General features: G+C 70.1%; 4 protein-coding genes. 2 read left to right on the top strand and 2 right to left on the bottom strand.

The genetic code is table 11. From position 1 onward, the window contains the following. Together ACKVMH_RS12685 and ACKVMH_RS12680 are read left to right on the top strand one after the other, a co-directional pair. On the top strand, positions 1 to 637 hold a 637-nt coding region (locus tag ACKVMH_RS12685; RefSeq protein ID WP_412700569.1), incomplete at its 5' end, for an ankyrin repeat domain-containing protein. Positions 638 to 704: 67 nt separating this feature from the next. Continuing rightward, complete coding sequence (locus tag ACKVMH_RS12680) at positions 705 to 1,559, top strand: energy transducer TonB (protein ID WP_412700568.1); 855 nt, start codon at positions 705 to 707, stop codon at positions 1,557 to 1,559. Positions 1,560 to 1,612: 53 nt separating this feature from the next. Here ACKVMH_RS12680 and ACKVMH_RS12675 read toward each other — a convergent pair whose 3' ends face one another. Next, positions 1,613 to 3,433 (bottom strand): monovalent cation:proton antiporter-2 (CPA2) family protein, encoded by a 1,821-nt coding sequence (locus tag ACKVMH_RS12675; RefSeq protein ID WP_412700567.1) that lies wholly within the window; start codon positions 3,431 to 3,433, stop codon positions 1,613 to 1,615. Between the two features lie 109 nt (positions 3,434 to 3,542). Further along, a partial coding sequence (rho, locus tag ACKVMH_RS12670; RefSeq protein WP_412700566.1) for a transcription termination factor Rho occupies positions 3,543 to 5,050 on the bottom strand: 1,508 nt, incomplete at its 5' end.

The raw sequence follows: 5,050 nt of genomic DNA, 5'->3' as shown, positions 1-5,050 counted from the left end.
CGACATCGTCGACCGCCTGCTGGCCGCCGGCGCCGACATCGAACAGCGCCTGCCCGGCGACCTCACCGTCCTGATGGTTGCCTGCGCGCTCGGCCTGCCCGACCTTGCCGCGCGCCTGCTCGGCGCCGGCGCCGACGTGCATGCAGTCGACGCCCAGGGGCGGACCGCGATGCACTGCGCCGCGATGTTCGGTTTCAATGCGCGCGAGCGTACCCGCCTGGTGGCGCTGTTCGACACCCTGCTGCTGGCCAATGGCGAGGCCGACATCAACGCCGATGCCGGCGGCGCGACGCCGCTGCTGTTGTTGCTTGGCGCGCGCGCCGAGCCCGGCAGCGCCGCCGACGAGGCCGTGCTTGTCGCCGCGCTGGAACAACTGACCGACCACGATGCGCGACTCGACGTGCAGGACCCGCGCGGCTTCGGCCCACTGCACCTGGCCGCGCTGCATGGCCTGTTGCGGGTGGTGCAGTGGCTGTTGCGCGCCGGCGCCGATCCGGACCTGCGCGATGGCCTCAACCGCAGCCCGCGCGAGATCGCCGTGATGCGCGGTTTCGTCGACATCGCCGCCGAATTCGCCCCGCCCGGACCGCCCGGTGGCGATGTGTCGATGGCCCGTTTCCTGCGCGACCGCGGCTGACACCAGCCCGCCAGGGCCAGTCCCCGGCGCCGTCTATACTCCGGGCTTCGCCGACAGGAGACGATTCATGGAACGGAACTTCTTGCGATGGAGCCTGGCCCTGGTCGTGCTGCTGGCCGCCGGCAGCGTGCTGGCCACCGGCCCGCGCGGCGTGAGGGAGACGGCGGAGGCCAGCATGCTGGTCACCGGCACGGTCGACATCGAGCCCGACGGCCGCGTCAGCGGCTACCGGCTGGACCGCGTGGACGAACTGCCGCCGGCCGTGGTCGATCTCGTCACGAAGGCGGCCGGCGCGTGGCGCTTCGAACCGGTACTGGTGGATGGCGTCGCCGCCCCGGCCCGAACCTCGATGAGCCTGCGGCTGGTCGCACGCCAGCTCGACGAGGACCAGTACGTGGCCGAAGTCCGCAGCGCGAAGTTCGGCGAGGTCCCCCCCGGCCAGATGCCACGCAATGGCGTGCGTACGCCGCCCCGCTACCCCGGCAGCATGCTGGCCGCGGGCGTGTCGGGCACGGTCTATCTCGTGGCCCGGTTCGGCATCGACGGGACCGTCGAGGACGTCATTGCCGAGCAGGTCAACCTCAAGGTCGTGGCCGGCGAAAACCAGATGCGGATCTACCGTCGGACCCTTGCGCAGGCCAGCATCGCCGCCGCACGCAAATGGACGTTCGTCCCGCCGACCGACGGACTGGCCGCCGGTGAGACCCACTGGTCGGTGCGGGTGCCGGTCAGTTTCCACATCGGACGCGACAGCAAGCCGGAGTACGGCCAGTGGCAGGCCTATGTGCCGGGTCCGCGACAGGAGATCCCCTGGATCAGCGAGGACGAGCGCGGCTTCTCGCCGGACGCACTGGCGGCCGGCGGCATCTACCCGCTCGGGCAACACGGCCCGCGGCTGCTGACCGGCCCCAACGGGAGCTGACCTTCCGGCCCTGACGGTGTCCGCCCTGATCCTGCGGCGGACACCAACCGGGGTCAGGCGCGGGGCGCCGCTTCGCGGGTGATGCCGCCCAGCACGCCTTCGCCCCGGTCGGCATCGAACAGCTCTTCGAGCTCCCGCCGCGCGTCGCTGGACGCCTGCAGCACCGCGGCCTCGTCGTCGTGGACGAGGTACTGGGCGTTGAGCAGCCGCTGGTCGAGGGCCAGGAACCTCTGCGCATGCTCGTGGGCGACATCGGCCGGCACGCCGAGCGCGACGAGCACGTCCTCGCCCAGTTGCAGGCTGGAGAGCAGCATCTCGCGCAACGCCTGTGCGCCCAGGTCCATCAGTGCCCAGGCGTGGCGCCGGTCACGCGCGCGGGCGAGGACCTTCGCATCCGGGTACATCCGACGGATCACCCGCACCGTCCGCAGGCTCGATTCGACGTCGTCGATCGCGACCACGAACACCCGCACGTGGGCCGCGCCGGCCGAGCGCAACAGCTCGGGCTTGGCCGGGTCGCCGTAGAACAGCGGATTGCCGAACCGGCGCATGAAATCGACCTGGTCCGCGCTGTGCTCGATCGCGATGAACGGGACTTTCTGGGCGACCAGCAAGCGCGCGACGATCTGGCCGAAGCGGCCGAACCCGGCGATCAGTACCTGCGGGTGCCCGTCCTCCGGCAGCGGGTCGTAATCGCGCTCGGGCCGGGCGACCGGGTGCCCCCGCAACAGGCGCGCCACCCCGATCATCAACAACGGGGTCAGGGCCATCGACACGCCCACCGCGGCGACCAGCCGGTCGCGCATGACGTCGTCAAGCAGGCCCGCCCTGACCGCTTCGGAGAACACCACGAACGCGAACTCGCCGCCGACCGCGAGCACCGCGCCGAGCTGCAGTGATTCGCGCCCCGACAGACCACCCGGCCGGATGCCGACCGCCCACAGGATGGCGAACTTCACCGTCAGCAACGCCAGCACCATCAGCTCGATCAGCAGTGGCTCCGCCATGACCCGCTTGAGGTCGACGTTCATGCCCACCGCCATGAAGAACAGGCCCAGCAACAGCCCCTTGAACGGCTCGATCTGCGCTTCAAGCTCGTGGCGGAACTCCGAGTCGGCCAGCAGCACGCCGGCCAGGAACGCGCCCAGCCCCGCCGAAAGCCCGGCCATCTGCATCAGCCACGCCGATCCCAGCACCGTCAGCAGCGCTGCGCCGGTGAACACCTCGGGCATCATCGATCGGGCGACCATCCGGAATACATGGCGCAGCAGCACCCGTCCGCCGACCACCAGCACCCCGATCGCCAGGACCGCCTTCAGCACGGCGTCCCAGCCGAGTCCGCCGGCGTCCACCGCCGCCGCCTTGCCGAGCAGGGGGATCGCGGCCAGCAACGGAATCGCGCACAGGTCCTGGAACAGCAGGATCGCGAAGGCCAGTCGGCCGTGCTCGCTGGTCAGGGTCTTGCGCTCGGACAGCAACTGCAGTCCCACCGCGGTCGACGACAGCGCGAGCCCCGCGCCGACCACCAGCGCGGTCCGCCAGCCAAACCCGGCCAGGGTCGCCAGCAGGCCCAGCGCTACCGCGCTGACCAGCATCTGCGCGCCGCCGGCGCCGAACACCGGCCTGCGCATCACCTTCAACCGCGCCGGCGACAGCTCCAGGCCGATCACGAACAGCATCATCACCACGCCGATCTCAGACGCCGCCAGCACCGGCTCGGCATCGCGGATCACCCGGATCCCATAGGGCCCCAGCACCACGCCCGCGGCCAGGTAGCCCAGCACCGCGCCGAGCCCGAAGCGCCGGAACACGGGCACCGCGATCACCGCGGCGAGCAGGAAAACCAGGGCCAGCTCAAGTCCACCACCGTGCATCAGGCACCTCCGTCCCGGCGATTATGGCGCCGCGGGGACGTGGGCCGCGCCCGGCGCACCATAAAAAAAGCCCCGCGACCTGCGGGGCTTTTTTCTCTCGATGGGCGACTCAGCGCTTCATCGAGGCGAAGAACTCATCGTTGGACTTGGAGTTCTTCATCTTGTCGAGCAGGAACTCCATCGCGCCGATCTCGTCCATGCCGTGCAGCAGCTTGCGCAGGATCCAGATCTTCTGCAGCAGCTCGGGCTCGATCAGGTAGTCCTCGCGGCGGGTGCCGGAGCGGTTGATGTCGATCGCCGGGTAGACGCGCTTCTCGGCGATGCGGCGGTTGAGGTGGACCTCGGAGTTGCCGGTGCCCTTGAACTCCTCGTAGATCACCTCGTCCATCTTGCTGCCGGTGTCCACCAGCGCGGTGGCGATGATGGTCAGGGAGCCGCCTTCCTCGACGTTACGCGCGGCACCGAAGAAGCGCTTGGGACGGTGCAGGGCGTTGGCGTCGACGCCACCCGACAGCACCTTGCCCGAGCTCGGCACGACGTTGTTGTACGCGCGGGCCAGGCGGGTGATGGAGTCGAGCAGGATCACCACGTCCTTCTTGTGCTCGACCAGGCGCTTGGCGCGCTCGATCACCATCTCGGCGACCTGCACGTGGCGCGCGGCCGGCTCGTCGAAGGTCGAGCTGATGACCTCGCCGCGCACGGTGCGCTGCATCTCGGTGACTTCCTCGGGCCGCTCGTCGATGAGCAGCACGATCATGTGCACGTCGGGATGGTTGTGGGTGATGGCGGTCGCGACCTGCTGCATCATCATGGTCTTGCCGGCCTTCGGCGGAGACACGATGAGCGCGCGCTGGCCCTTGCCCTGCGGGGCCATGAGGTCGAGGATCCGGCCGGTGATGTCCTCGGTGCTGCCGTCGCCACGCTCGAGCTTGAACTTGCGACGCGGGAACAGCGCGGTGAGGTTCTCGAACAGGACCTTGTTCTTGCTCGCTTCCAGCGGCTCGCCGTTGATCGTGTCGACGATCGACAGGGCGAAGTAGCGCTCGCCGTCCTTCGGGAAGCGGATGCGGCCCGACAGGTGGTCGCCGGTGCGCAGGTTGAAGCGGCGGATCTGGCTGGGCGAGATGTAGGTGTCGTCCGGACCGGCCAGGTAGCTGGCCTCGGCCGCGCGCAGGAAGCCGAATCCGTCGGGCAGGATCTCCAGCACGCCGTCGGCGGCGACGCCTTCGCCGTGGCGGGTCAGCACCTTCAGCACGGCGAAGATGACGTCCTGCTTGCGGGCGCGGGCGACGCCCTCGGAGATGTTCAGCTGCTCGGCGATGTCGAGCAGCTTCTGCGCCGGCATCCGCTTGAGGTCGCCCAGCGAGTAGCTCGGGAAGCCCTCCGGGACCTGCGGGTTGGGCCGCGGGACGAAGGTCTCGTTGCCGCCGTCGTCGCTGGGCAGGCCGTCGCGGTTGCGGTTGCGGTCGCGCTTGTTGCGGAAGCGGTCGCGCCGGTTGCCGCGGCCGCCTTCCTGGTCGCCGCCACGCTGCGCGTTGTCGCCACGCTGGCCGTCGCCACGCTGGCCGTCGCGGGGCTGCCCATCGCGCGGTGCGTTGTCGCCGCGCGGCGCGTTGT

Source organism: Lysobacter zhanggongensis, assembly GCF_046638635.1.
GTDB lineage: Bacteria > Pseudomonadota > Gammaproteobacteria > Xanthomonadales > Xanthomonadaceae > Novilysobacter > Novilysobacter luteus.
This window is presented reverse-complemented; position numbering and strand designations above follow the sequence as displayed.